Origin of the sequence: Stutzerimonas chloritidismutans (assembly GCF_051486945.1) — a bacterium.
In the GTDB taxonomy this organism is placed as follows: domain Bacteria; phylum Pseudomonadota; class Gammaproteobacteria; order Pseudomonadales; family Pseudomonadaceae; genus Stutzerimonas; species Stutzerimonas chloritidismutans_B.
In genome coordinates, this window is the sequence record NZ_JAHVDX010000001.1 from 217175 (window position 1) to 243816 (window position 26642).

Below are 26642 nucleotides of genomic sequence, written 5' to 3' on the forward strand. Positions count from 1 at the left end.
CTGTCATGCGACAACTGGGCGTTTACGAGATGTTCGGACTGTTCCGCCTGTCCTGCATTGCTCAGCAGATTTACTACCGCTACCACCACCGCCAAACCCACAATCCGGCGTTCAGGCATTACTGGCTGATGGTGAACTACCTTGACTGGCGATGCCGAGCGATCATCCGCCGTTCCGGCCTCTATTTCACGAGCCGAGTTTTCATCTGATCCGTTATTTGTAAGGCATCTGCAGGCATGAACAACAAGGGACCAGGCCGTAAAAGCATCCTTATCACAGGCGCCAGCTCTGGCCTTGGTGCAGGCATGGCTCGAGGCTTTGCAACACTCGGCTACGATCTTGCCTTGTGCGCGCGGCGTACCGAGCGGCTCGAAACGTTGAGAGACGAACTGGCCGGGCAGCACCGTGTCAGGGTTGAGCTGCGCGCCCTGGACGTGAACGACCATGACGAGGTCTTCTCGGTGTTTGGAGACTTCCAGCGGGTCTTCGGCCAGTTGGACCGAATCATCATCAACGCCGGCGTAGGTGAGGGACGCCGTATAGGGACCGGTCATTTCGAGACAAATCGCAAAACGGCCGAAACTAACTTCATCGCGGCGCTGGCGCAGTGTGAGGCTGCAGTGGAAATCTTCCGCCAGCAGAACGCCGGCCATTTGGTGACCATTTCCTCAATGAGTGCCATTCGCGGCCTGCCCAGGCACCTGACCACCTACGCTGCCAGCAAGGCGGCCCTGGCAAGCCTGACCGAAGGCATCCGTGCTGAATTGCTGGCAACGCCGATCCGCGTTACCACCATTTTCCCCGGCTATATCCGTACCGAACTGAACGCCGGCGCAAAGAAGCTGCCCTTCGAGGTGGATGAGGAAACAGGCTGTCTGGCAATGGTCTGCGCCATTGAGCGTGAGCCGGCGATCGCCTATGTTCCAAGGTGGCCGTGGCGCCTGATGGCGGTGTTGATGCGAATCATGCCGCTGAGTTGGATCGTTAAGCTGAACTGATTGATTTGGCTTTCGGCCAGGCGTCGGCTTGGCCTTGATCGTTGCTCCTGCCCGTAGCACCGGGGCGAGCGAATCGATTGAGAAATAACGTGTTTTTTACGTCGAGTGTGGCCAAGGGGGGCCTTGGTCCGTCCTTGGCGGGCGCACGCTCCGGCGTGCTGGCTAGCGGCCCTCAAGCTCGCCGAACAGCCAGTTCTGGAAGCTGCGAATCTTCGGCAGCTCCGCGCGCGATTTCAGCATGTTGAAGGTGTAACCCTGGATCTTCGGCCCTTTGAGTCCCAGCGGGGCGACCAGGCGCCCGGTATCGAGTTCGCGCTGGGCTAGTAGCAGGCTTTCCAGGCAGACACCGAGGCCATCCACCGCGGCGCTGATCGCCATGAAGGAGCGATCGAAGCGCGGCCCGCGGGAGATATCGAGCGGCACCTTGCGGTGCTGTCGCATCCAGTCGCGCCAACTGACGAGGCATACCTCGCTGTGGATCAGGGTGTGGTGGTGCAAATCCTCCGGCACGCGAATCGGATGCTCGCCGGTGGTCAGCGAGGGTGCACAGAGCGGCACGATGGTTTCGGGCGGGAAGGGGAGCACCATGGTCCCGGCCGGTTGCAGTCGTTTCATGCCGTAGCGGATGTCGATGTCCACCCCTTGAGTCAGCAGGTCGGCCGGCGCCGGGTAGGACGCGTTGAGCCGCACGTCGATATCCGGTTCCAGGGCGCTGAAGCGGGCCAGACGCGGCATCAGCCATTGGGTAGCGAAGCTCGGCGTCGAATGCACGGTGAGGATGTCGCTCTTGGCCGTGCGCCCCAACTCGCGCGTCGCCATCTCGATCTTCGCGAACGCTGCGGAGACCTCCTCCGCATAGAGGCGGCCGGCGTCGGTCAGCACCACCGCACGGTGTACCCGGTGAAACAGGCGCACCCCGAATTGTTCTTCCAGCAGTTTGATCTGGTGGCTCACGGCCGAAGGCGTGACGAAAAGTTCTTCCGCCGCCAGGGCGAACGAAGACAGCCGAGCAGCGGCTTCGAATGCCTGTACTGACTTCAGAGAAACGCGGGTTTGCATGGTGATTTCACATTAGCTCAGTTCATCTATTGGGCATAACTATTCGTTTGAGAAGAGGAAATCAAGGGCATAGGCTTTTTCCTACCCGCCGGACGCGTCGTTCAGAAGGCTACAAACGCCTTCGCCAACATGACCGATGCGCAGCCAGCAAGCCGCTAAGCCGGACCAATAACAAGGAGATATCCGTGCAAAACGATACGTCACCGGCCCTCGCGAGGGTCGCCGTAAGCGCCTACCGTATTCGCCGCTTCGCCCTCCAAATGGGCGAAGTGCAAGGCCAGGGGTATGTGGGCCAGGCACTGGGCTACGCCGAGGTACTGGCAACCGCCTACTGCCATGCCATGAACCTGCGTCCCGAAGACCCAAGCTGGGAAGGTCGCGACCGCTTCCTCCTGTCTCACGGGCATTACGCCATCGCCTTCTACGCCGCGCTGATCGAGGCGAAGATCATCCCCGAGGACGAACTCGACACCTACGGCAGCGATGACAGCCGCCTGCCCATGTCCGGCATGGCGACCTATACGCCAGGCATGGAAATGTCCGGCGGATCGCTCGGTCAAGGCTTGCCGATTGCAGTAGGGATGGCGCTGGGCCTGCGTCTGAAGGGCAACCCGGCGTTCGTCTACAACTCCATGTCCGACGGCGAGCTCGATGAAGGCTCGACCTGGGAAGCGGCAATGAGCGCGGCCCACCACGGGCTGGGTAACCTAATCTGCCTGGTGGACATCAACAACCAGCAGGCCGACGGCCCGTCGAGCAAGGTGATGGCCTTCGAGCCACTTGCCGACAAGTGGGCTGCCTTCGGCTGGCATGTGCAGCGTGTCGATGGCAACGACCTCGCCGCTGTCATCGCCGCCTTCGACACCGCGCGCAACCTCACCGAGGCCAAACCGCGCGTAATCCTCTGCGACACCCTGATGGGCAAGGGCGTGCCGTTCCTTGAGCAGCGCGAGAAGAACCACTTCATTCGCGTCGATCCGACCGAGTGGCAGCAAGCCCTCGACATCCTCGATCAAGCCCAGGGAGCCGCCAAATGAATACCACCGTCAAGAAGCCACGCCTGACCACTTCGGCGATGATCGCGTCAATTGCCTCCGAGGGGCAGCGCGTAACGGCTGCGCCCTTCGGCAAGGCGCTGGTCGAGCTGGCTGCTAATCGTCCCGAGATCGTCGGCCTCACCGCGGATCTCGCCAAGTACACCGATTTGCACCTCTTCGGTCAGGCTTACCCGGAGCGGTTTTTCCAGATGGGCATGGCTGAGCAGTTGCTGATGGCCTCGGCCGGCGGTATGGCGAAAGAAGGTTTCGTACCGTTCGCCACTACCTACGCGGTGTTCGGCACCCGTCGCGCCTTTGACTTCGTGCATCAGGTGATCGCCGAGGAAAACCTCAACGTCAAGATGTGCTGCGCGTTGCCCGGCCTCACGACTGGCTACGGCCCTAGCCACCAGGCCACCGAGGACATCGCGCTGATGCGTGGCATCCCCGGCATGACCATTGTCGACCCCTGCGACGCGCTCGACACCGAGCAGGCCGTACCGCAGATCGCCGCCCACAACGGCCCGGTGTACATGCGCCTGCTGCGCGGCAACGTGCCGCTGGTGCTGGACGAGTACGACTACAGCTTCGAACTGGGTAAAGCCAAGCTACTGCGTGATGGTCGCGACGTGCTGGTGATCTCGTCCGGAATCCTGACCATGCGCGCACTCGAAGTGGCCAAGGCGTTGGGGTCGGACAAGATCGACGTGGGCGTCTTGCACGTGCCGACCATCAAACCGCTCGACGTCGCGACTATTTTGCGCGAAGCGGGCCGCGGCGGCCGCCTGGTGGTTGTGGCGGAGAACCACACCACGGTTGGCGGGCTCGGCGAAGCCGTGGCGACCGCACTGCTGACCGCCGGCGTCACTCCGCAATTCCGCCAGATCGCGCTGCCCGATGCGTTCCTCGATGCCGGCGCGCTGCCAACCCTGCACGACCGCTACGGGATTTCTACCGAGGCGATGTCCGCCACCATCAAGGGTTGGCTCAGCTAAGCGCACTGCGCTCACTCTCAGAACACTGCATTCAGACGCGCCCGCTGGGGCGCCCTATGAAGGAATTACCGTTATGAGCAACGCGCTTCTTCTTGCCGGCAAGGTCGCCATGGTTTCTGGTGCAGCCTCGGCACGCGGCATCGGCCTCGCCACGGCCCGCCTATTCGCCAGCCACGGCGCCAAGGTGGCGATTCTCGACCTCGACGAGGCGGCGGCCGTCGAGGCGGCTGCATCCATCGGCCCCGAGCATCGCGGTTATGCCTGCAACGTGGCGGACAAGGACGCCTGCCTGAAGGCGGCCGAACGTGCGATCGCAGATTTCGGCCGCATCGACATCTTGATCAACAACGCCGGCATCACCCAGCCGGTGAAGACGTTGGAGATCGATCCGGCCAGCTGGGATCGCATCCTCGACGTCAACCTGCGCGGCGTGCTCTACCTGTCGCAGGCGGTCATTCCGCACATGAAAGCGCAGGGCGGCGGCTCGATCGCCTGCATGTCCTCGGTCTCGGCCCAGCGCGGCGGCGGCATCCTCGGTGGCCCGCACTATTCGGCCGCCAAGGCCGGAGTGCTGGGGCTGGCAAAGGCCATGGCGCGTGAATTCGGCCCTGACAACATCCGCGTCAACTGCGTGACCCCGGGCCTTATCCAGACTGACATCAGCTCCGGCAAACTAACCGACCAGCAGAAGGCCGACATCGCCGCCGGCATTCCGCTCAATCGTCTGGGCAAGGCGGAGGAAGTGGCGGGTACCTATCTGTTCCTGGCGTCCGACCTCTCGGCCTACATCACCGGTGCGGTCATCGACGTGAATGGAGGCATGCTCATCCACGGTTGATGAAAAACGGTGCGGGCGCGTGGAGAGCGCTCGCCCCCTTGATGCGCGGCACGTAGAAGTACCAAAAGAACTGCAAACAATATCAATAAGAACGCAAGGTGAAGCTCATGAAAAAGACACTGATCGCGGTCGCTGCGACCTTCGCACTGGCTACTGCTTCCACTGGTTGGGCTCAACAGGTATTGCGCCTTTCCCATAACGCCGCGCCGGGCAATCCGAAGGCGGTGGCGTCGGAAAAATTCGCCGAGCTGGTCGAAGCGAAGACCAACGGCCGGGTCAAGGTCGACGTGGGTGGCAGTGCCCAGTTCGGCGATGACGTCGAGTCGCTGACCAACATGCGCCTGGGCACGCTGGCCTTCAGCACCAACTCCCAGGGCAGCACCGCGGGCGTGGTGCCTGAGTTCAACGTGATCGGCCTGCCGTTCCTGTTTCGCGACCTCGAACACGCCTACCAGGTGGTCGACGGCCCGGTCGGTGCCAAGCTCGACGAGGCGGCCAATGCCAAGGGCCTCGTGCTGCTGGCCCTGTGGGACAACGGCATCCGCCACACGAGCAACAACAAGCGCCCAATCACCAAGCCTGAAGACCTGCAGGGCATCAAGGTGCGCACCCCGCCGGACACCATGACGCTGGACATCTTCAAGGCGCTTGGCGCCAATCCGGCTCCCTTGGCCTTCTCCGAACTGTATATCGCGCTGCAACAGGGCGTGTTCGACGGTCAGGAGAATCCGCTGATGAACATCTATTCCTCCAAGCTCCATGAGGTGCAGAAGTACATCTCCCTTACCGGGCACAAGTACGAGACGACGCCGCTGCTCGCCAGCAAGATGGTGTGGGCGGGCCTCTCCAAGGCGGACCAACAAGCCGTCAAAGAAGCCGCCATCGAAGCCGGCAAGCTCAACCGAGAGCTGTCGCTCGCGGCTGATACCGAGCTTCGTACCAAGCTCGCCGAGGCCGGCGTGCAGATTAACGAGATCGATCAGGTGGCTTTCGCAGCCAAGACTAAGCCGGTCTATGACAAGTGGTCCAAGCAATATCCCGAGCTGGTCGAGCTGATCGTCTCGGAGGCGGGCAAGCAATGATGGCCGCCCAACTCTCAACCAAGGAGACGGCCCGGCCGGGTGGCCTGACGCGGTTGGCGAAGTGGCTGGACAGCGCGATCGTAGCCCTCAGCGTGGTAGCGGCAATCGCGGCGCTGGTCGTCATGTTCGGCTCGCTGATGGCCGAAGTGGTGGTGCGCTACCTCACCAACCAGGGCATGGGCTGGCCGAGCGAGATGCCCAACATCCTGTTTCCCTGGCTGGTCATGGGCGGCATCGTATTAGCCGCTCAACGAGGCCAGCACATCGCGGTCACCGCTATTCAAGGGTGGATCGGCCACGGCGGGAACAGGGTGCTGCTGATCCTTCACCAGGTTCTGATTACCGCTACCTTCTTCTACCTCGCCTGGGTGGGCCTCGGCGTCATCGAGATTACCGGTAGCGAGGTCTATCCCGTCACCGGCATCTCGGCGAAATGGGCCTACATGTCCATGATTGTCGGCTTCGTCGGCCTCGGCCTCACCGCGCTGACGACACTTGTCTACCTACTGCACGCCGGCGACCCACTCGCCGTTCGCGCTCACGACATCGAGGACGACCTATGACCCTCATGATGCTGGCGGTCTTCGCCGTCCTGCTGATACTGGCATTGCCGGTCGGCTACGCGCTGCTGATCAGCTCAGGGCTGGCGGCTATCACGGTTGGCGGCATGCCCAGCGTGGCGGCGATCGTGAAGATCTTCCAACCTACGCAGAGCTTCCCGTTGCTGGCGATTCCGTTCTTCATGCTCTCGGGCAGCCTGATGATGGGCGGCACGCTAGGCAAGCGTCTGATTGCCTTCGCCACCATGCTCGTTGGCCGTTTTCATGGCGGCCTGGGCCAGGTTACGGTGGTCGGCTCGACCGTGTTCGGCGGCGTGTCCGGCTCGGCGGTTGCAGAGGCTTCGGCGCTCGGCTCGATGCTGATCCCGTGGCAAAAGCGAGAGGGCTACCCCGGCGCATTCGCCGCTGCGGCCACGGCTTCGTCGGCCACCATCGCGGGGCTGATTCCACCTTCGATCCCGCTGATCCTCTATGCCGCCGTATCCAACCAATCGATCGCCGCGCTGTTTCTCGCCGGATTGCTGCCGGGCTTGTTGCTGTGTGCCGGATTCATGCTGACCTGCTACCTGTCGGGCCGCCTGCGTGGTTTCAATCGCCTGGCCAGCGAGGTCACGCTCAAGGGTGTGCTGCGCGTGAGCCTTGCTGCGGCGCCCGCATTGGCGATGCCGGCGTTCATCGTCGTGCTGCTGCGCGCCGGAATCGCCACGCCAACCGAAGTCAGTGTGCTGGCGGTGTTCTATGGCCTGATGGTGAGCATGCTGATCTATCGCGACCTGACCTTGCGCCGGCTGTACGATGCGCTGGTGCACACAGCCATCACGACTGGCGTGGTGATGCTAGTGATCGCAGCCTCGAACCTGGTGGGCTACGTTCTGACGGTAGAGTCCGTGCCGACGGCAGTCGCGGAGTGGACGGCGCAAACCCTGCAGTCGCCGTGGATGGTCATCCTGATGTTGAACCTGATTATGGTGACAGTGGGCATGTTCCTTGACCTGCCTGCCGCAATCCTGCTCCTGGGGCCGACCTTTGTCGCCATCGGCAACGCCATCGGTCTCGACCTCACTCAGCTCGGCATCATGATGGTGGTGAACCTCAGCATCGGCCTGTTCACTCCACCGGTAGGCACCACGCTGTTCATCGCCTCGGCCATCTCACGCGAGAAGGTCGGCGCGGTGGTGCGTGAGCTGTGGCCTTTCTACCTGGTGGCGATCACGGTGCTGGGCCTGGTCTCCTTCGTACCTGCCTTCACGTTCTATTGATGGGCGACAGCCCCGCCCATGCGGGGTTGTCGCCAGAGGAACTGCTCATGAGCATCATTGCATTCGCCGGGCTTGGCTCGATGGGCCTGCCAATGGCGAAAAACCTTCTGGCCGCCGGCCACCATGTGCGTGGTATCGACCTCAACCCAACCGCGCTGACCTCGCTCGAAGCAGCCGGCGGCGAATCCGCAGTAAGCGCAGCTGATGCTGCCCGGGGCGCGCAGATACTGATCCTGATGGTGGTCAATGCTGCTCAGGCCGAGCAGGTGTTGTTCGACGAAGGCGCTGTGCAGGCGATGGACGAGGGCGGCATCGTCTGCCTGATGGCGACCTGCCCGCCGGCTGCGGTCGAACGCATCGCTGAGCGGGTGGGCGCAACGGGCCGACGTTTCGTCGATGCGCCGGTGTCAGGCGGAACCGCTGGGGCTCAGGCCGGTTCGCTGACCATCATGGCGGCATGCGAGCGTGCCACCTTCGAGGCGGTGAAGCCAGTGTTCGAGGGCCTTGGCCAGCGCATTTTCCATGTTGGCGAGCGTGCTGGTCAGGGGGCGACCGTCAAAGCGGTCAACCAGTTGCTGTGCGGCGTGCATATTGCGGTGGTCGCCGAAGCCTTCGCGCTCGCCGCCAAGGTCGGTGTCGATCTTGAGGTGCTGTTGGAGATCATGGGCGGCTCGGCGGCCTCGAGCTGGATGCTCAAGGATCGCGGCCCGCGCATGCTCGAGGCCGAGCCGGAAGTCAGCAGCGCAGTAGACATCTTCGTCAAGGATCTGGGCATCGTGCTCGAAGCCGGGCGCGACGCCAAGGCGGCGCTGCCCATCGCGGCGGTCGCGCACCAGCTGTTCCTCGCCACTTCGGGACGCGGCGATGGGCGCGCCGATGACAGTCAGGTCATCCGCAGCTACCACGCCTTGAACGGCCCGCCAGCGAACGGCTGACGCCAGGCAACCACCAAAAAAGGAACCCCCATGCTCGTCCAGATCGTGAGCATCGTTTTCCCTGTGTTCACGGTGATCGCGATCGGCTACCTGTACGGCCGCAAGCATCGTCCGGATATGTTCGCCACTAATCAGCTCAACATGAGCATTTTCGTGCCCGCACTGGTCTTTTCCGCGCTGGCGGGCAAGTCGGTGGATCTTGCCCATGTGCAGGCGATTGCGCTTGGCGGTCTAGTCGTCGTGCTCGGCTCGGGTCTGCTCGGCTGGCCGATCGCGCGACGGCTGGGCTACGACCCCAAAACGCTGCTGCCGCCGATGATGTTCAAGAACGCCGGCAACATGGGTCTGCCATTGCTCTTGTTCGCCTTTGGCGAGCAGGCGCTGCCGGCCGCGGTGGTGCTCTTTCTGGTCGAGAACATTCTGCACTTCGCTGTCGTCACCTGGTGGCTGGGGCACAACGCGAAGCTGTGGCGCTTGCTGCGTGAGCCGGTGATAATCGCCGGTATTGCCGGGGTGACGGTGAGCCTGTCGGGCGTCACGCTGTGGCCGCCGTTCCTCTCGGCAATCAAACTCATCGCGGACGTGTCCACGGGCCTGATGCTGTTCTCGCTTGGCGTGCGGCTGAACACCGCGCCGTTCGCGCAATGGCGCATCGGCGTGGTCGGCGCGGTGGCGACACCGCTCACCGGAATGCTGATCGCCTACCTGTTCTGCCTGGCTTTGGATTTGTCTGCACACGAGACGGACATCCTGCTCGTGTTCGGTGCGCTGCCCCCCGCCGTGCTCAATTTCATGTTTGCCGAACTCTACCGACAGGAGCCGGAAAAGGTGGCCTCGATCGTTATCCTCGGCAACCTGGTCGCGCTATTTTCCATCTCGCTGGCTTTGGCCTTGCGGTTGGCCTGACCGTCCTGATGTTTCGTTCACAGGAGCCTTCGATGTCCTCATCAAACCGTGCCAGCCATGGCAAGCACTTGCTCGACCCGGCCTACCACGCGTTGCTCGACGAGGCGCCACAGGTGTGGAGCCTCGAAACGCTTCCGGTCATCCGCGAACGGGTACATGCGGGCTTTGAACCGGTCAGGCCTTTGCGTTTCAGGGAATATTGTATTGACCGCGCTGAAAATGACGCGCCCCTGCGGCTGTGTGTCTATGCACCGCCTGGCTTGGAGCCTGGCTTGGCCAGGCCTTCTATCTATTACATCCATGGCGGCGGCTTCGTACTCGGCAAGCCGGAAATGGCCGATGACCAATTGGCAGATCTGGCCCAGGTTCTGGGGGCCTGGGTCGTTGCGGTCGATTACCGATTGGCTCCGGAGCATCCATTTCCGGCACCGCTGGAGGATTGCTTCGCAGGGCTTGAATGGCTGATCGAACAGGCTGAGTCGCTCGGTATCGATCCGCAGCGAGTCACGCTGATGGGCCATAGTGCCGGCGGCGGTCTCGCGGCGGCGCTGGCGCTGCTCGCCCGGGACAGCGGCTTGCCGGCCCTGGCCGGCCAGCTATTGGTCTACCCCATGCTCGACTGTCGCACAGGGACGCCAGCAGCTCCCCGTGATAACCCGACAACCGGCGGATTCGCCTGGACGGCTGAGGCCAATCGCTTTTGCTGGCGTTGCCTGCAAGGCCAGCAGGCGCTCGACGAATACACGCTCGGTTATCTATCACCGGCCCTGGCGACAAATCTGGCGGGACTGCCTCCCACTTTCATAGCCGTTGGCGCCCTGGATTTGTTTTTCGAAGAGAACCTCGACTACGCACGGCGCTTGTCAGGTTCTGGCGTTGCAATCGAACTGCACGTCTACCCAAACGTGACGCACATGTTTGACCTGTCGCCCAGCTCTCAAACGACGCGATGCAAGGAGGCGATAAACCAAGCGCTTGTCCGCTGGTGGATAACTGATCATTAAAACTAGTTAGCTGGCGCTCTAGGGTCGGGCCGGGACGCGCGCTTAAGGCGACTGATAATCAGGGAATCGCCATCATTGCGAACAGTCGGGCAGGGCGCCAGCGTTACATCGTCTATATGCGTCCTAAAAAGCAAAAGTTTCTTTCCCTCTTGCCGATACTCCGTGAGAACCGATTAGGTGCCATGTGGGCGCCTCGCGTGGTATCTGGGAGGAAGCAATATGTTGCTGCAGAGAAAAACAATCGCCGCGAAGCTGATTGCTGCATTCGGTTTGTGTGCATGTGTGCATGTGTGACGTTGGCGGTCGGCGGGTTGGGCAAGCTTGAAGTAGCCGGCACACACAAGGCGCTGGAGCAAGTACTGATTGACGATCTTCAATCGATCACTAAGGCAAATGATGTGCGCAGCAACGTCATTGCGCATATTCGTGATGCCTACCGTTTGATTGGGCTGGTCGCGATGCAGGCGAGTGTTGAAGAGCGGAATGATGCGCGGGCCTCGATGCTGGAGAACCAGGGACAGGTAGAAGCTCTATTTGTCGAGTATCAAGCGACGCCGCAATCATTCGACGAGCGCGAACAGGTCGCGGCTTTCGAGGCGGCATGGAAGGGCTATACCGCTGCCATTGCCCGTGCAACCGCTGAGCTGGACATGGGCGATGCGGCGGCGGCCAAGCTGGTGCTGGATCGTGATGCCTTCCCGTCATACCGGGGCGCGACCAATGCAATGAAGGCGATCATCAACGAAAATAAAGAACGCAGCCGCGTCGCGACCGAGGCCGCCGCTGCAGCAAGCGTTCGCTCGAGCTGGATTTTGGGTACGGGTATCGCCGCAGCCTTTCTGGTATCAGTGTTGTTGGGCGTCTGGATCACACGCCTGGTTACCCGGCCAATACGCGATGCAATGGCTGCAGCGGAACGCATAGCCAAGGGCGATCTCACACAGCAGCTTGTCGCGCGTGGCCATGATGAGTCGGCCCAGCTGCTGCGCAGCCTGGCGGCAATGCAGGCGAGCCTGAGGCAAACGGTCGGCGAGATCACCGATGCGTCGGGGCTATTGGCCTCCGCCGCTACACAGTTGCATGCGGTGGCGCTACAGAGTTCGGAGGATCTTCAGACGCAAAACGGCGAAATCCAGCAAGCTGCGACGGCTGTGACAGAGATGAGCGCGGCAGTAGATGAGGTGGCGCGCAACGCTGTAAGCACTTCTGAAGCGTCGAACCAGACCAGCGCTGACGCGGAACGTGGCCGAGAGCAGGTATGTCAGGCCATTGCCGGCATTACTGCGATGGTCAGCGAGATCACCGGCTCGACAGACAAGGTCAGCGTTTTGGCGGGCGAGATCAGCAATGTCGGCGATGTGCTCGAAGTGATCCGCGGTATTGCGGAGCAGACCAACTTGCTGGCACTGAACGCGGCCATCGAAGCAGCGCGCGCTGGTGAGCAGGGTCGCGGCTTCGCCGTGGTCGCTGACGAGGTGAGGGCGCTTGCGCACCGTACGCAAAATTCGACTGGTGAGATTGAAAAGTTGATCGCCGCGGTCCGCGGCCGCGCCGGTGAGGCGGTGGCAGCCATGAGTAAGACCCAGGCGCTTGCGGGAAGCTCACAGGCTCAGGCGCTCGATGCAGGTCAAGCGCTGGAGCGGATCGTTGAGGGGGTCAGCCAGATCAACGAGCGCAACCTGGTGATCGCCAGCGCCTCGGAGGAGCAAGCGCAGGTTGCGAGAGAAGTCGACCGCAATCTAACCACTATTCAAACGCTCTCCACCCGCACGTCCGACAGCGCGTTGCAGTTGACCCAAGCGAGCGAATCCCTGGCGGATTTGTCTGGGCGGCTCAAGAGCGCGGTTGGCGCGTTCCGCTGCTGAAGGGGAGAGCTATGCAGCCCTCCCGATGATGTGCGTCGGGGAGGCTCATTAAATGATTGCTCTATCAGCACATTGACACATTAAAAAGCAATGATATGGTGGCTCGGCCTGGCTGTATTTCTATAGCGCCAGGGCGAGATCGTCGGTTGCCGTGCTGTGTTCATGCAATCGCTAGCTGTCGCCCGGTATCGCGCCTGAAGCCCGGCAAAGCCCAGATAAGTCTAAGAATAAGGAAGCGATATGAAGATCATGCTCAAGGTGGCTACTGGCATCGCCACGACCGTCGCGTTGATATCCGCCGGTACCGCGTACAGCGAAACGCAGAAAGAATCGAAGGGTTTCATCGAAGATTCGAAGCTGTCGCTGCTCAACCGCAACTTCTATTTCAACCGTGATTTCCGCGATGCTGACCCGGATGACCAAAGTTACCGAGAGGAGTGGGCGCACGGCATCATGGCGTTCTACGAATCGGGCTTCACCCAGGGGCCGGTAGGCTTTGGGCTCGACGCCTACGGCCTTCTTGGTTTAAAACTGGACAGTGGGCGGGGGCGCTCCGGCACTGGTCTGCTGCCTATCGACGAGGATGATCGCGCACGCGATGACTATGGCCATGTCGGCGGATCACTCAAGCTGCGGATTGCCTCGACAGTGCTTAAGTACGGTGAGATGCAGACTACTGCTCCGGTTTTTGCTACAGCCGATTCTCGGCTGCTTCCGGAAACCGCAACCGGCGTATTGCTCACGTCCGGTGACATTCCGGGGGCAGTGATCGAGGCAGGCCATTTCACGGCTTATAACTACCGGAACTCGACCAACAGCGACGGCGACCTGCTCGTGGAGACCGGTGAGGCTGATCAACTAGGCGACAGCATCAGTTTCGTTGGCGGGCGATACGATTTTACCGACAGCCTGACCGGGAGCCTCTACGCATCTAGTTTCGAGGACACTTGGCGGCAGTACTATGCAAACCTGAACTACACCCTTGTACTCGGCGAAGATCAGGCGCTGAACCTGGACGCCAACTTCTACCGCACCCGAGACGCGGGCGACGCCCACTTTGGCGAGGTCGACAACCGCACCTATAGCCTGGCCACGGAGTATAGCTTGGGTGCCCACTCGTTCACCTTCGCCTACCAGAAAGCGAATGGTGACACGCCTTTTGACTACGTCGGCGGTGATTCGATCTTTCTGGCTAACGCAGCATCTATCTCTGATTTTGTCGGCGCCAACGAGACCTCGTACCAGCTGCGCTACGACATCAATTTCGCCGCCTATGGCGTACCCGGCCTGAAAATGTCGGCGCGCTACATTCGCGGCGACAACATCGACGGCACCGACGCGGATGCCAGCGGTGCCTATGCCGGCCTTCAGGGCGCCGCCGGCAAGCATTGGGAGCGTGGCTTCGATGTGCGTTACACCGTGCAATCCGGTCCGGCGAAAGACCTAAGCCTGCGCCTGCGCCAAGCCACCCACCGCGCCAACGATGACCAAGCCGAAGGTGACGTCGACGAAGTGCGTTTCATTGTCGAGTATCCGCTGGACCTGATCTGACTCTACGCACCGCTGGTGGTCGGCAGGTGCTGGCTAACCAGCGCAGCGTCGATCGGTCGCCGCCAATATCGCTCGACTGACGGGTCACGCTGCACCAAAAAGCGATTTCAGCCCTGTTGCGTCATGTTTCCGTTCGCAAAAAATAGCGCCACTTAGGCCTTGTTCTAGATTGGAAAATAAACGCTAAGTCTTTGAAAAGAATCATTTATCGGCAGCATTTGCCGCTTTGATTTTTACATCAAAGGAGTGTTTGACGGTTCGATTGAAAAGGGCTAGATTGCATTTTAACCAGCCAATATGCATGTAGGTTGGGCGGTACCGATTGCTCGCTTGAGAGCAAAAGCGATACAACGAAAATAAGGACAATAAGCATGAAACGAATGGCAACCCAGCTGCTTGCGGCCAGCTTTCTCCTCACGTCCACGTTGGCAATGGCAATTGAGCCACCCAAGCGGCCCGCATGCATCGCACCCGCCGGCCCAGGCGGCGGACTCGATTTCATCTGCCGTAGCATCAGCAAGGCCCTTAACCAGCAGGACATCATTCCCGGCAACATTGCCGTGACCAACATGCCAGGCGGTGGTCATGGGGTTGGTTTCGCCCATGTCGTGTCCAAGCGTCAGGGTGACTTCGGCGTCTTCGTCGCGACCAGCACCGGCACCGTGACGCGCCTGGCACAGAACGGTTATCCAAACCTCGATTCGACCATGGTCAATTGGGCTGCCTCGATGGGGGCTGAGCCGGGCGTAATCGCGGTGCGCAAGGATTCCCCCTATCAGTCGCTCACCGATCTCGTGGATGCCATGAAAAAGGCGCCTGGCAGTGTGACCTTTGCTGGCGCGAGTCCCCAAGGTGGTGACGACAATCTGCGGGTTCTGCTGACAGCCAAGCGTGCGGGCGTGTCCGGTCTCAAGGATCTGCGCTATCTCTCCTTTAATAACGGCGGTGACGCCCTAGTTCAGGTCGTCGGCGGGCATGTCGATGTGTTTACCGGCGACCTTTCCGAATCGCTGGGCTTCTTCGAGTCCGGTGACCTGCGCATCCTGGCGGTACTCGCCGATGAACGCGTGGAAGGTAAAGTAGCCGATGTGCCCACGGCTAAAGAGCAGGGCGTTGACGTGACTTGGCTGAACTTCCGCGGTGTGTACGTTGCCCCGGGCATCACCGACGAGCAGTACGACTGGTGGGTGGACTCGCTGCACAAGCTGTACGAGACGCCCGAATGGAAGCAAGTCATGAAGCAGAACGGGCTGATGCCGTTCCACAAGACAGGTGACGAGTTCAAGCAGTACGTAACCGAGCAGATCGCTGAAGTGAACGCTCTGTCGAAAGAACTGGGGATTATCAAATAATGAAAAACGATCGCGGACTCGGCCTGGCGGGCTTGATTCTGGCCATCGCCTACGGGTGGCAGGCTCAGCAACTCCAGGTTGCGTCGGCGGGTGCTGGGGCCATCGGCCCCGGTGCATTCCCGACGCTGCTGGCGATAGGCCTCGCAATTTCAAGCATCTACTTCATGGTCAGGCCAGATGCGGACCAACCCTGGCCATCGCTCAAGGTATTCATTGAGATTCTGGCGGTGTTCGGCGCGCTTGTCGTCTTCGTGCTGACCCTGGAAAGCGTCGGCTTCATCATCGCAGCAGGAGCGGCGATCGCCTTTCTCGCCTGGCGCATGGGTGCGTCGCTCAAACCGGCCGCACTGGTTGGTAGTTGTGCTTCGATCGGCATGTTCGCGCTCTTTAATTACGGACTTGAACTGTCCTTGCCCGCTGGCGCCTTCTGGGGGATGAACTGATGGAACTGTTTGACCACCTCATGCTGGGATTTAGCGTCGCGCTGCAGCCGGAAAACCTTATGTTCGCGCTTATCGGAGCTTTTCTCGGTACTCTGATTGGCTCGCTACCTGGCTTAGGGCCGGCAAATGGCATAGCCATTCTCATCCCGCTTGCGTTCAGCCTCAACCTTGGTGCGGATGCGGCGCTGATCCTGCTCACCTCCGTCTATGCGGGCTGTATGTACGGCGGCCGGATATCCTCGATCCTGCTCAATATTCCGGGTGATGAGCCGGCAATGATGACCTGCCTTGATGGCTACCCGATGGCCAAGAAAGGCCGGGCCGCCGATGCCTTGGCAATCTCCGCTGTCGCTTCCTTCGTTGGCAGCTTCTTAGCCGTGATCGGATTGGTGCTGCTGGCGCCACTGCTGGCCAAGTTCGCACTGCGCTTTGGCCCGGCCGAATATTTCGCTCTGTTCATCCTGGCGTTCGCGACACTGGGCGGCATCACCGGCAAAAACCCGATGAAAACTGTGTTCGCCACCTGTATCGGTCTTATGTTTTCGACCATCGGGATCGATATGACTACCGGTATTGAGCGCTTCACTTTCTCCAACATGCACCTTTATGAGGGCATCGATTTTATCGTGATCATTGTCGGCCTGTTCGCAGTGTCCGAGATGTTCATCTTCCTCGAGTCGCATGCCGGCGAAGGGCGGCCGATGATCAAGGTCGAGAAGATCACCCTGCGCGCGATGGACATCGTCCGGATTCTGCCAACCACCGTGCGTGGCAGCGTTCTTGGCTTCATCGCTGGTGTATTGCCGGGGGCGGGCGCCTCGTTGGGCAGCTTCATCAGCTATACGCTGGAAAAAAAGGTGATCGGCAGCAAGGGCACCTTCGGGGAAGGCGACATCCGCGGCGTCGCGGCGCCGGAATCGGGCAACAACGCAGCCTCCAGTGGTGCGCTTGTACCCATGCTGACCCTGGGCGTGCCTGGCAGCGGCACCACCGCGGTACTGCTGGCGATGCTGATTACGCTCAATATCACGCCAGGCCCGCTGATGTTCCAGCAGCATGCCGATGTGGTGTGGGGCGTCATCGCGGCGCTGTTCGTTGGCAACGTGATGCTGTTGTTCATGAACATCCCGCTCATCGGCGTATTCGTGAAGATCCTCTCGATACCACCGAAGTACTTGATGCCCATTGTCACGTTGATCGCTGTGGTTGGTATCTACTCAATCACAAACTCGACGCTTGATCTCTACATGATGATTGGCTTTGGTGTACTCGGTTACATCTTCCGCAAAGTCGAGATACCGCTTGTGCCTATCGTGCTGGGAACGTTGTTGGGACCGACCATGGAGGTCAACCTGCGTAACGCAATGAACCTGTCGGCCGGAGATACCTCGATCCTCTGGGCGAGCCCGATTGCCATCTCGATCTGGGCCTTCGCGATCATCGGGTTGTTGACGCCCGTGCTAATTGGTCCCTTCCTGCGCAAGCGGATGAAGAAGGCCGCCGAGAACATCGCCTAATGCTCACCGGGGCGGCTCATTGCCCCGGTTCGTTTAGCTCCTCTGCCACCCGTTTGGGTGGCCTTTTTATTGGTGCGGCTTATAGTTCCGAACCAGTCGGGTTGAGATTTTCGATGTTCAAAAAAACGATTTTGACTATAGTTGCCCGAGCGGCGAAAAACATCTAAATAGCCCCGATTTTCCCTGTGAAGTGAACGCAATATGCCTGCAAGCCCGTTAGTGCAACGGATCGTTTTCGATATTAAACGTAAGATCCAAGTCGGCGAATTAAAGATCGGTGCGCACCTGAGCGCGCAGAAGGTCGCGGACGAATTCCACGTCTCACGATCGCCTGCGCGTGAGGCGCTGATGGAGCTGGCCGATATGGGCTGCCTGGAGCAGTTTCCCAACCGCGGCTTCTTTGTTATCGCGCTGCCTCAGGACTCGGCCGAGAACCCGGACGAGGTCATCCCGCTGGAGGAGCCGTCCGAGTACTACAGGCTTTCCGAGGACTGGCTCAATGATGAGATCCCGGCGGAAGTCACCGAAAAGTTCCTACGCGACCGCTACGGCCTGACCAAATTCCAGGTGGTGGACATCCTAAATCGAGCGGCCAAGGTTGGCTGGGCCGAGCCTAAGCCAGGCTACGGCTGGCGCTTCCTCGATGTCGCTAAGACGCCCGAAACCCTTGAGCAGATTTACAAAGTCCGTGCACTCATCGAGCCGGCGGGCCTGCTGGAGCCGGGCTTTACCTGTGACCTTGGCGTTCTGCGCAGGCTGAGGAAAGAGCAACAGGAAATCCTCGCCGGCGGCATCGATACCATGCCGGCCGACGTACTGCTACGTGCGGGCATTCGTTTGCATGAAGAGCTGATCAAGCTATCCGGCAATGCTGTCTTTCACATGATGCTGGTGCAGATGAACAATATGCGCCGGCTGCTCGAGTACCGCTCGATGATCGACCGCAAGCGCCTGGTGCAGCAGTGTACCGAGCACCTTCAGATGATCGAGCTGGTTGAAGCTGGCAACAACCTCGAAGCCGCACACCTGATGAAGAAGCATCTCTCCGGCGCTTTCGCCAGAAAGTCGCCAATCCTTAGATTGCGCGCCTCTAGTAGCGCATCGGGCGCTGTGAGGACGCTGAGCGAGGCGGTGTAGCGGCTATTTCGCTTCCTGCCGTTCACGTCGGCCGGACCAGCGTCTGTACAGTGGCTCTGCCGCGAGCATGACCACCACCAGGCGAGTGATCTGCATCGCCGTGACCAGGCCAACGCCGAGATGCAGGGCTTCGGCAGTCAAGTACATCTCGGTGCTGCTGCCCGGCATCATCCCTAGCGACAGTGTCGGCGCCGGCAACGTGACGAGCCGCGCCACGACCCAGGCGAGGGCGGCGGTGCTGCCGATCATTGCGAGGGTGAACAGCAGCGCACGCAGCAGGAAGGCCGGCGCGCTGTGAAAGAAATTCCGGTCGAAATGCACGCCCAGTGCGCAGCCAATCATCAACTGGCCGTAGTGGCTGAGCGCCTCCGGCAAGGCGAGTTGCAGGTCGAAGCTTGCGGTCAGCGCGGCGCACAGGCCGATCGGCCCGAACATCCACGGATTCGGCAGGCCGATTCGCTTACCCAGCCAGGCCACCAGCACACCGCCGGCCAGCATCGGCGTCAGCCAGCGCCAGTCTATATCCGGCCGGACATGGTTGGTCATCGGCTCCACACCACCGAGCCAGAAGGCGAGCGCCGGCACACAGAGCACGATGACAGTCAAACGGACGCTATGCGCAGCCGCGACCCGGCTGACATCGGCGCCATTGTCTTCGGCCAGGCGCACCATCTCGGCGAAATTCGCCGGCATGAACGCGAAATAGGCGGTGCCCAGATCCATGCCCAGCCGGCGGATCAGGGCGATGCCGGCAACTGCCAGCAGGAAGGTGAGAACAGCGGCGCTCACGATCAGGACAAAGTGGGCGCTGACCTCGGCGAATATTGTCTGGGTGAAGTGCAGGCCGATGGCCGTGGCGATGATGAGCTGGCCTGACATCCGACCATGAGGTACTTCCTGCACCCGCCAGCCGATGCAGCGCACCACGGTAACCGCTAGCAACGAGCCGATGATCCAGGGCAGCGGCCAATGTGCAGCGCTCGCCAGCAATGCACCCAGGGTGCCCACCAGTGGTGTCGCCCACCACTGGTGAAGGCCGCTTGAACGCGCCGTCAAAGGCCACCCCGCATGGGTGGCTGTAGCGCAAGGGCAGCCGAGACGGCAATCAAGGGCATGCTTAGCCTTGGTTCCCGGTCCGTGAGATAGCCTTGCGTACCACGTAGGGCAGGATGCCACCCTGGCGCAGGTAGAGCAGTTCCTGCTGCGAATCGATCGGCAGCACGAGCTGGGCCTGGCGGGTGCGACCGTCGCGGCCGGTCAGCTGCAGCTCGATCGGGTTGCGGCCGACCTCAACCCGGTCGAGGCCGACCAGTGTCACGCGTTCCGAACCGTCGAGCGCCAATTGTTCGAGCGATTCGCCCGGCGCGAACTGAATCGGGAACACGCCCATGCCGATCAGGTTGCTGCGGTGGATGCGTTCAAAACTGCGCGCGATCACGGCTTTCACGCCTAGCGTCGCCTGCGCCTTGGCGGCCCAGTCTCGGCTGGAGCCAGCACCGTAATTGAAGCCGGCGAACACCACCAGCGGCGTGCCGGCGGCCACGTGGCTTAGCGCTGCGTCGTAGACGCGCTGGACCTGGCCGTCGTGGTTGTAGGCCCAGCCACCTTCGCCGGGTTGCGTCTCGAGCAGCAGGTTGCGCACCGCGCGGTTGACGAAGGCGCCGCGCATCATCACCTCGTGGTTGCTGCGGCGCGTCGAGTACTGGTTCAGGTCTTCAGGCGCTTCGCCGTGCTCGATCAGCCATTGCCCGGCCTGGCTGGCGAGCGGGATGGCGCTGGCCGGCGAGATGTGGTCAGTGGTGACGTTGTCGCCCAATGCCAGCAGCACGCGCGCGTTTTCGACGGCGAGTGATTGTGGTGCCTCGGCATTCACGCCTTGCAGGTAGACCGGCCGGCGCAGGTAGGTCGAAGTTGGCGACCAGGGGAAGCGCATGCTGCCGGAGGCGGAAAGCGCCTGCCAGTGGTGCGTGCCGTCCCAGAGTGTCGCGTTGCGCTCGCGGAAAAGCTCGGGGCGCACGGTCTCACCGACCAGTGCACGGATCTCATCTTCATCTGGCATCAGTTCGTGCAGGTAGATGTCGTGCCCATCGGCGTCCTTGCCCAGCGGTTGCTGTTGCAGATCGGTGTCGATAGTGCCGGCGATGGCATAAGCGACCACCAACGCGGGTGAGGCGAGGTAGCCGATCTGCACTTTCGGGTTCACCCGGCCCTCGAAGTTGCGGTTGCCGGACAGAACGACCACCGTCTGCAGCCCCTGGTCGGCGAAGGCTTCCATGTGGGATTCGAGCTGGCCGGAGTTGCCGATGCAGGTCATGCAACCGAAGCCGGCGAGGTCAAAGCCGAGCGCGGCAAACTCTTCGAGCAAGCCAGCTTTGCCTAGGTAGTCTGCGACCACCCGCGAGCCGGGCGAGAGCGAGGTTTTCACCCAAGGTTTGGGCAACAGCCCGCGGCGCCGCGCGTTGCGGGCGAAAAGACCGGCCTGAATCATCTGGCTCGGGTTGGCCGTGTTGGTGCAGCTGGTGATCGCCGCAATAGAGATGGCGCCATGCGTCAGCGGTTGGCCGAACGAGGGTTCCAGGTATTCGTCTGGTGCCTGCGGGGCGCTGGTGGCGATCAGACTGGCGCGCTTGTCGAGCACCTCTTCATGGAAGGATTTTGCCGCCTCGCCCAGTGGGCGCCACTGGTGCGGCTGGTGCGGGCCGGCCACGCTCGGCTCGATCTGCGCGAGGTCGATCGGGATCACTTCGGTGAAGACGGGCTCTGCGGCATCGTCGCGGCGCCACAGCTGTTGCACATCAAGATAGGCCCGCATGCGCGCCAGTTGCTCCTCGGTGCGGCCGGTCAGCTGCATGTATTCGTAGGTGACGTCATCGAAGGGGAAGAACACCACCGTTGCGCCGTATTCCGGCGCCATGTTCGACAGGGTGCCGCGCGCTGCCCAACTCAGCGCGGACAGACCGGGCCCGCAGAATTCGACGAACTTGCCGACCACGCCGCGTTCACGCAGAAGGCGGGTGACCCACAAGGCCAGGTCGGTGGCGGTCACGCCCGGGCGCAGCGCGTTAGTCAGGCGTAGGCCGATAACCTCGGGAAAACCGATCGGCACCGGCTCGCCCAGCATCGCTGCCTGGCCTTCGAGGCCGCCGACCCCCCAGCCGAGCACGCCAACGGCGTTGATCATCGGCGTGTGGCTGTCGGTCGCGACCATGTCGTCGGGATGCAGCAGCGCCCGGCCATCAGTCGTTTGGCTTTCCCAGACCACAGTGGCCAGAGATTCCATATTCACTTGGTGGATGATGCCGGTGCCTGGCGGAACCACCTTGAAATTGTCCAGGCTCTGCTGCGCCCATTTGATGAAGCGGTAGCGCTCGCTGTTGCGGCGGAAATCGATGTCCAGGTTGGCGTCGACTGCATCGGGGCTGGCGTAGCGCTCGACGATCACCGAATGGTCGATGGTCAGCACGGCCGGGATGGTCGGGTTGACCAGGCTCGGGTCGCCGCCCAGCTCGGCCACCATGTCGCGCATGCCGGCGAAGTCGGCCAACGCGGGCAAGCAGGTGGTGTCGTGGAACATCAGCCGGTTCGGGTAGAAGGGCACCTCGCAACCACTGCTGCGCCCGGCGGCGCAATCCAGCACCTCGGGCAGCGCCGACGGCGAGCAGCGTGCGACGTTCTCGATCAACAGGCGGATCGAGTAGGGCAGGCGCTGCAGATCGCTAACCGGCATTACTTTCAGTAGGTCGACATAGGCGTAACGGACTTGGCCGATCTGCAGGTGGTTTTCGAAGCGGGAATCGAGAGGCGTCTTCATCGGCTTGGCTACTTCTGGTTTGTTCAGCGTGCGCCGTTCGGAAACGGCTTGGATTGATTGCGAATGGTAGGCAGCCAGAGAACGGCTGAAAATTGAACAATTGGTAATGGTGCGTTCTCCATTCAAGAATGGTCGACGCTCAAGTGATCGACAAACGCGCGGGTGGTCGGGTCCAGCGCGGCGAAGCTGCGGGCGACCATAAACAGGCGCCGGTCGGCCCAGCTTTCATCCACCGTCAACGCCCGCAGGCGGAACTGACGCAAGTAGGGACGCAGTACGCCGCGCGGGATAAAGCCGATGCCGAGGTTGGTCGAGACCATTCGGCACAGGCTGTCGAAACTGCTGACGCGGATGCGCTGCTTGATCTCGCCGCCAAGCAGGCGCGCCTGTTCACTGAGCAGTCGATGTACCGAGCTTTCAGGGTGCGGGGCGATGAATTCGTAGGTCAGGGCTTCGGCGAAACTGATTGCATCGCGCGCAGCCAATGGGTGGTCTTCGGCGACCGCAATGACCATCTCGTCGATACGGTAGAGTGCCGTCTCAAGCCCGAGTGCTGGGGTGTGCTCCCCGACGATGCCAAGATCGGCGCGACCTTCGGATACAGCGCGCACCACTTTCGCACCGGAGCGCTCTTCAACGTCGAAGCGCACCTGCGGGTAGGCATCGAGGAAGCCAGCAATATCCAGCGTCAGTTGTTGGGCGAGCGCTGAGGTAATGGCGTGCAGGCGGATGTGGCCCTTGATTCCGGCGCCGTATTCCCCAAGCTCCAGCTCCATCCGTTTGAGGGTGTCGAGCATCTGCTGGGCGTAGTGGCGCAGTGACTGGCCGGCAGGGGTAAGCTGCATACCGCGCGCATTCCGAATGAACAGCGGCGAACCAACCTTTTCCTCCAGCTCGCTGACGCGCTTGCTGATCGCCGAGGTTGCCAGGTGACAGCGCGGGCCGGCGCGGGTGACGCTGCCGAGCTCGGCCACCGCGAGAAAGATCTCCAGGCTCAGCAGGTCATAGCGCATCGGCATCAGCGCTGGGGAAACCGGCGCTGCAGGTCAGCGATCTGTTCGGGCGTTAGTGTCCTGAACTTGTGCTGGAAGATCAGCAGGAACAGTTGCGCCGTCGCTTCCAGCTCCTCTGTGATATCCACCGCCGCGTGCAGGTCGGAGCCGGCGCACACCGGGCCGTGATGCGCAAGGAGCATCGCATGATGCTTGCCGGAAAATGCCCTGACCGCATTGGCCAGCTCCGGATCGCCCGGCGCGTAGTAGGGCACCAGTGGCAGCTTGCCGACGCGCATCGCGTAGTAGGCGGTGATGGCTGGCAGCAGGTCGTCGGGGTCGAGCCCGTCGAGTACCGAGACAGCTACCGAATGTGTCGAGTGCAGGTGCACTACGGCGCCGCTGGAGGGCCGCTCCTCGTACATGGCCAGATGCAGCAGCGCCTCTTTGGAGGGCTTGTCGCCGCTGATGTGGCGGCCGTCCCAGTCGAGTTTCGAAATCCGAGCCGGGTCCAGGCGGCCCAGCGACGAGCCGGTCGGGGTGACGAGCCAGCCGTTGTCCAGCCGCACGCTGATATTGCCGGTGCCGCCGTGCGTCAGCCCACGGTCGTACATCGACTTGCCGAGGAGGGCGATTTCGTCCCGCTGTTTGTTCTCGTTCATCGCACCTGCCCCAATGCTTTTTCGAAGAAGTCGAGGCTGCCGAAATTGCCGGACTTGAGCGCCAGGGCCACCGGCACCTCGCGCACGCCCAGCGTCCAGGGCACGCCCGGGTCGATCGGCGCACCGATGCGCAGGGCCTCGACGCCGAGCGCCTTGACCACTGCGCCGGACGTCTCGCCTCCGGCCACGACGAACTGGCGCACGCCCAGCTCGTCGAGCCCGACAGCAATGCGCGACAGCGCCTCTTCGACCAACAGGCCCGCCGCTTCAACGCCGAGGCGTTCTTGTGCGGCCTTCACCTGATCAGGACGGGCGCTGCCATAGATCAGCACCGGACCTTCTGCGACACGCTCGCGGGCCCAGGCCAGGGCTTCGCTGACCTGGTCGCAGCCTTCGGCGAGCCGCAGCGGATCGAGCGGGAAGCTCGGCCGGCTACGTTGCCAATGCTCGATCTGGTCGTTGGTGGCGACCGAACAGCTGCCGGACAGCACCGCGCTGTAGCCGCCTACCGGCGGCAGTTCGGCCGCGCTGTGGCTCGTCTGTAGCAGGCCGGCGCGCGCGAAGTTCTCCGGCAAGCCGATGGCCACACCGGAGCCGCCGGTGATCAGCAGGTGATCGGCCGCGGCCTCACCGATGACGTTGAGGTTGGCGTTGTCGATTGCATCGACGATGACGTAGCCCTTGCCCTCGCGTTTTGCGGATTCGAATTCGTCGCGAATGGCCGCTGCGCCTTGCGCCACGACCGGGTAGGGCACCAGGCCAACCTTTCGCTTGGTCTGGCTGCCCAGTACGTGGATCAGGTTGGCGTCAGTCATCGGCGTCAGCGGATGGTGGCGCATACCCGACTCGCTGAGCAGCACGTCGCCGACGAAGAGATGGCCCTGGTAGATGGTCCGTTTGTTTTCCGGGAAGGCGGGGCAGGCCAGGGCGAAGTCGATGCCCAGCGCATCCATCAGCGCGTCGGCCACCGGCCCGATGTTGCCTTCAGCGGTGGAATCGAAGGTCGAGCAGTATTTGAAGAAGAACTGCCGGCAGCCGGCGGCACGCAGCCACTCAAGCGCGGCGAGCGATTCCTGCACAGCCTGGTCTTTCGGTTGGGTGCGCGATTTCAGCGCGACGACGACGGCGTCGACATCTGCCGGAATCGGACCCTCGGGCACGCCGATCACCTGGATCGTGCGCATGCCGCCGCGCACCAGCATGCTGGCGAGATCGGTGCCGCCGGTGAAGTCGTCGGCGATGCAACCCAGCAATAGTTGGCTCACTGCTCTCTCCTTTACCTCGGATCGAGCGCGGGGCGCTGGATGAGGCATTGTTGTTCTTTGAGATTTGGTTCGCATGGGCGCCGTGGGGGCACGGCGCCCATCGGGTCAGCCGCGCAGGACGTCCGCGACAGCCTTTCCGAAGGCCTTGCAGCCGAGCTTGCCGCCAAGGTCGGCGGTGCGCTGCTCGGGGTTTTCCAGCACTGCATCGACGGCCTTGTCCATCGCCGCGGCGGCTTCGACCAGCGCCGGGTTGCTGTGGTGCTCACCCATCCACTGCAGCAGCATCGCTACCGAAAGGATCATCGAGACCGGGTTGGCCTTGTCCTGTCCGGCGATGTCCGGTGCCGAACCGTGCTGGGCCTGCGCGCAGCAATGGGTGTCGCTGGCCATCATGGAACCGGCGAGGCCCAGGCTCCCCGACAGCTCGCTGGCCAGGTCACTGATGATATCGCCGTAGAAGTTGGTCGCGACGAGCACGTCGAAACGCTCCGGCGAACGCACCAGGTGCGCCGTGGAGGCATCGACGAGCAGGTCGTCCAGCTGTACGTCCGGGAAGTCCTTGGCGACATGGCGCACGGCTTCGAGGAACAGGCCGTCGGTCATGTGGAAACTGTTGGCCTTGTGAATCGCGGTAACTTTCTTCTTGCGTTTGCTGGCCAGTTCAAAGGCGCGGCGGGCGATGCGCTCGCTGCAATGACGGGTGATTTTGCGGGTGGACAGCGCCATGTCCGGCGTGGGCATCACTTCGCCCCAGCCGCGGGTCATGTTGCGATCCGGGTAAAAGCCTTCAGTGGCTTCGCGCATGATCACCAGATCCATGCTCTTGCCTTCCTTCATGTTCGACGTCAGGAAGGGGCGGGTGCGGGCCGGGCGCACGTTGGCGTAGAGGTCCAGGCCGATGCGGAAGCCAGCGGAGACGTTGCGACCGCCTTGTTCCGGTGCCGGATAGTCGGCGTGCGACTGGGTGCCGAGGATGATGCCGTCGTAGGTCTTGGCCTTCTCGAGCGTTTCCTGGCGCAGCGTGGTGCCGTGTTTGTCCAGGCTGGCGAAGCCCACGTCGTCGTAGTCGAAGCTCAGGCCAAGTTTGTATTTTTCATCGGCTGCCTTCAGCACCGTCATCGAGGACTCGACGATCTCAGGGCCGATGCCGTCGCCGGGAAGTACCAGAATCCGCATTTGCGCTCTCCTAATCATTGTTGTTTGTAATCGAGAATAGCCGCTACGCTGCCTGGAGCTGCACGCAATCGTAGCGAAAAACCATCTGCCTGGGTTTCCGATCGACCGGGCAAGCTAACGGATCGCTTTAAGATTGAGCGACCTGACCAAGCGCAGGTATCGACCGTCCCCTCGACATATTGAATTTTATTGCACGAA

General features: G+C 61.8%; 24 protein-coding genes. 17 read left to right on the plus strand and 7 right to left on the minus strand.

The window, feature by feature from the left end:
• Positions 1–5: 5 nt before the first annotated feature.
• Both KXR72_RS00865 and KXR72_RS00870 read left to right on the plus strand, forming a co-directional pair.
• Entirely contained in the window at positions 6–209 is a 204-nt protein-coding gene (locus KXR72_RS00865) for a hypothetical protein (RefSeq protein WP_437420394.1), read from the plus strand.
• 27 nt (positions 210–236) lie between these two features.
• A complete protein-coding gene (locus KXR72_RS00870; RefSeq protein ID WP_437419250.1) occupies positions 237–998 on the plus strand; it encodes an SDR family oxidoreductase in 762 nt (253 codons plus the stop codon).
• A 162-nt stretch (positions 999–1160) separates the two neighbouring features.
• On the opposite strand, the gene gcvA is transcribed toward KXR72_RS00870, so the two are convergent.
• Entirely contained in the window at positions 1161–2057 is an 897-nt protein-coding gene (gene gcvA, locus KXR72_RS00875) for a transcriptional regulator GcvA (protein ID WP_437419251.1), read from the minus strand.
• A 185-nt stretch (positions 2058–2242) separates the two neighbouring features.
• On the opposite strand from gcvA, the gene KXR72_RS00880 reads away from it, so the two are divergent.
• The 15 genes from KXR72_RS00880 to KXR72_RS00950 all read left to right on the plus strand — a co-directional run bounded on the left by KXR72_RS00880 (position 2243) and on the right by KXR72_RS00950 (position 18538).
• A complete protein-coding gene (locus KXR72_RS00880) occupies positions 2243–3094 on the plus strand; it encodes a transketolase (protein WP_437419252.1) in 852 nt (283 codons plus the stop codon).
• Positions 3091–4089, plus strand: coding sequence for a transketolase family protein (locus KXR72_RS00885; protein ID WP_437419253.1), 999 nt, complete (start codon positions 3091–3093; stop codon positions 4087–4089). The genes KXR72_RS00880 and KXR72_RS00885 overlap by 4 nt, the downstream gene beginning before the upstream one ends.
• Before the next feature lie 73 nt (positions 4090–4162).
• Complete coding sequence (locus KXR72_RS00890) at positions 4163–4927, plus strand: SDR family NAD(P)-dependent oxidoreductase (protein ID WP_437419254.1); 765 nt, start codon at positions 4163–4165, stop codon at positions 4925–4927.
• Between the two features lie 107 nt (positions 4928–5034).
• Positions 5035–6009 (plus strand): TRAP transporter substrate-binding protein, encoded by a 975-nt coding sequence (locus KXR72_RS00895; RefSeq protein ID WP_437419255.1) that lies wholly within the window; start codon positions 5035–5037, stop codon positions 6007–6009.
• Positions 6006–6572 (plus strand): TRAP transporter small permease, encoded by a 567-nt coding sequence (locus KXR72_RS00900; RefSeq protein WP_437419256.1) that lies wholly within the window; start codon positions 6006–6008, stop codon positions 6570–6572. The genes KXR72_RS00895 and KXR72_RS00900 overlap by 4 nt, the downstream gene beginning before the upstream one ends.
• On the plus strand, positions 6569–7828 hold the full coding sequence (locus KXR72_RS00905; protein ID WP_437419257.1) for a TRAP transporter large permease: 1260 nt from the start codon (positions 6569–6571) through the stop codon (positions 7826–7828). Before KXR72_RS00900 ends, KXR72_RS00905 begins: the two co-directional genes overlap by 4 nt.
• 47 nt (positions 7829–7875) lie before the next feature.
• The gene (locus KXR72_RS00910; protein ID WP_437419258.1) at positions 7876–8763 is read left to right on the plus strand and encodes an NAD(P)-dependent oxidoreductase; all 888 of its coding nucleotides are present in this window, start codon (positions 7876–7878) and stop codon (positions 8761–8763) included.
• A gap of 30 nt (positions 8764–8793) precedes the next feature.
• Entirely contained in the window at positions 8794–9669 is an 876-nt protein-coding gene (locus KXR72_RS00915; RefSeq protein ID WP_437419259.1) for an AEC family transporter, read from the plus strand.
• A gap of 68 nt (positions 9670–9737) precedes the next feature.
• Entirely contained in the window at positions 9738–10673 is a 936-nt protein-coding gene (locus KXR72_RS00920) for an alpha/beta hydrolase (RefSeq protein ID WP_437419260.1), read from the plus strand.
• Positions 10674–10951: 278 nt separating this feature from the next.
• Entirely contained in the window at positions 10952–12538 is a 1587-nt protein-coding gene (locus KXR72_RS00925) for a methyl-accepting chemotaxis protein (RefSeq protein ID WP_437420347.1), read from the plus strand.
• A 240-nt stretch (positions 12539–12778) separates the two neighbouring features.
• Positions 12779–14089, plus strand: coding sequence for an OprD family porin (locus KXR72_RS00930; RefSeq protein ID WP_437419261.1), 1311 nt, complete (start codon positions 12779–12781; stop codon positions 14087–14089).
• 371 nt (positions 14090–14460) lie between these two features.
• Positions 14461–15441 carry a Bug family tripartite tricarboxylate transporter substrate binding protein gene (locus KXR72_RS00935; protein ID WP_437419262.1) on the plus strand — a complete coding sequence of 327 codons (981 nt, stop codon included), beginning with the start codon at positions 14461–14463 and terminating at the stop codon, positions 15439–15441.
• On the plus strand, positions 15441–15884 hold the full coding sequence (locus tag KXR72_RS00940; RefSeq protein ID WP_437419263.1) for a tripartite tricarboxylate transporter TctB family protein: 444 nt from the start codon (positions 15441–15443) through the stop codon (positions 15882–15884). Before KXR72_RS00935 ends, KXR72_RS00940 begins: the two co-directional genes overlap by 1 nt.
• Positions 15884–17401 carry a tripartite tricarboxylate transporter permease gene (locus KXR72_RS00945; RefSeq protein ID WP_437419264.1) on the plus strand — a complete coding sequence of 506 codons (1518 nt, stop codon included), beginning with the start codon at positions 15884–15886 and terminating at the stop codon, positions 17399–17401. The genes KXR72_RS00940 and KXR72_RS00945 overlap by 1 nt, the downstream gene beginning before the upstream one ends.
• A 219-nt stretch (positions 17402–17620) precedes the next feature.
• On the plus strand, positions 17621–18538 hold the full coding sequence (locus tag KXR72_RS00950) for a GntR family transcriptional regulator (RefSeq protein ID WP_437419265.1): 918 nt from the start codon (positions 17621–17623) through the stop codon (positions 18536–18538).
• A 3-nt stretch (positions 18539–18541) separates the two neighbouring features.
• On the opposite strand, the gene KXR72_RS00955 is transcribed toward KXR72_RS00950, so the two are convergent.
• From KXR72_RS00955 to KXR72_RS00980, 6 genes are all read right to left on the minus strand, one after another.
• Positions 18542–19594, minus strand: coding sequence for an AbrB family transcriptional regulator (locus KXR72_RS00955; protein WP_437419266.1), 1053 nt, complete (start codon positions 19592–19594; stop codon positions 18542–18544).
• A gap of 61 nt (positions 19595–19655) precedes the next feature.
• A complete protein-coding gene (acnA, locus tag KXR72_RS00960; RefSeq protein WP_437419267.1) occupies positions 19656–22349 on the minus strand; it encodes an aconitate hydratase AcnA in 2694 nt (897 codons plus the stop codon).
• 122 nt (positions 22350–22471) lie between these two features.
• The gene (locus KXR72_RS00965; RefSeq protein WP_437419268.1) at positions 22472–23368 is read right to left on the minus strand and encodes a LysR family transcriptional regulator; all 897 of its coding nucleotides are present in this window, start codon (positions 23366–23368) and stop codon (positions 22472–22474) included.
• Positions 23368–24003 carry a 3-oxo-tetronate 4-phosphate decarboxylase gene (gene otnC, locus KXR72_RS00970; RefSeq protein ID WP_437419269.1) on the minus strand — a complete coding sequence of 212 codons (636 nt, stop codon included), beginning with the start codon at positions 24001–24003 and terminating at the stop codon, positions 23368–23370. Before otnC ends, KXR72_RS00965 begins: the two co-directional genes overlap by 1 nt.
• Positions 24000–25268, minus strand: a complete 1269-nt coding sequence (gene otnK, locus KXR72_RS00975) for a 3-oxo-tetronate kinase (protein WP_437419270.1) — start codon at positions 25266–25268, stop codon at positions 24000–24002. Before otnK ends, otnC begins: the two co-directional genes overlap by 4 nt.
• Before the next feature lie 105 nt (positions 25269–25373).
• Positions 25374–26444, minus strand: coding sequence for an isocitrate/isopropylmalate dehydrogenase family protein (locus KXR72_RS00980; RefSeq protein ID WP_437419271.1), 1071 nt, complete (start codon positions 26442–26444; stop codon positions 25374–25376).
• Positions 26445–26642 lie beyond the last annotated feature (198 nt).